This window comes from Ligilactobacillus acidipiscis DSM 15836, from assembly GCF_001435755.1.
Lineage (GTDB): Bacteria > Bacillota > Bacilli > Lactobacillales > Lactobacillaceae > Ligilactobacillus > Ligilactobacillus acidipiscis.
In genome coordinates, this window is sequence record NZ_AZFI01000308.1 from 1 (window position 1) to 916 (window position 916).

Genomic DNA, 916 nt, shown 5'->3' on the forward strand with positions numbered 1-916 from the left:
TAAGGGAAAAGTATGAATAATTCAGGTTAATATTATCGTAAATAAACTTTTGTACGTCTTGTTCTGTATATTCTCCTACTGCAATTTTAACAGAGGCTTTATAAAGTGCGTCTTCTAATTCTTGATCGTTGTCGGCTACGAAATAGAATTGATTAGCTTCTAAGAAAAGTTGTGCTGTCATAAAAGCTGTTCTTTTGTTGCCATTGTTAAAAGCTTGGTATTTAGCTATCACATGCCAAATATGAGCGGCCTTAGCCGTAACCGTGGGAAATACGTCTTGACCAAACACTACAGAATTTTTTACCACTGATAATAAGTTAGTTATAATTCCTGGATCTTTCAACCCATATAAACCATATATCCCTTCTTCTTCAAAAATCTTTTGAGCTTTTTCATTCCAATTACACACATCATCTAAAGAAGGAAATATTATATCTATCGGTACATATATAAAGAGCCATTTGTATCCATTGGTTTTAACCTCTACATCTATACCATGATTATTATTTTGGTTTGCAGAATAAACCATTGTGCCTTCTTTTCTATTTTCTAGTTTCTTTTCTTTAAATAGAGTTCTCATAACTACTTTTGCAAACTCATTTTGATGAGGTTTTATAAAATCTACATCCTTATCTATAGGATTTATCAGGACCCCATCATAGTCATAGCCGTTATATCTTATTTTTTCTATAACTAACCACTCCCTTCAAAGTTCAAATAAAGTATAGCACAAAAAATAACGCCCACCCGGGTAAGGTGAGCACGATAACCACAACATAGGCGGGGACATTGATCCGCCTTTTGATAGTATATCATTAATAATAGATTTTTTGTCCAGGTAAGTCAAATTAGCATTCTTACCCCCAATTGTCAAATCAAGTGCGACAAGTGTAAAGCTTAAACTATAAGTGAAGAT

At 33.2% G+C, this 916-nt stretch carries 2 protein-coding genes; both read right to left on the reverse strand.

The window, feature by feature from the left end; genetic code table 11:
* Window positions 1-580 (reverse strand): type II toxin-antitoxin system death-on-curing family toxin (locus tag FC65_RS10845; RefSeq protein WP_156408637.1); only part of this gene is annotated, 580 nt, incomplete at its 3' end.
* A gap of 126 nt (window positions 581-706) precedes the next feature.
* The coding region (locus FC65_RS12650) for a hypothetical protein (protein ID WP_235803136.1) at window positions 707-916 on the reverse strand (210 nt) is incomplete at its 5' end.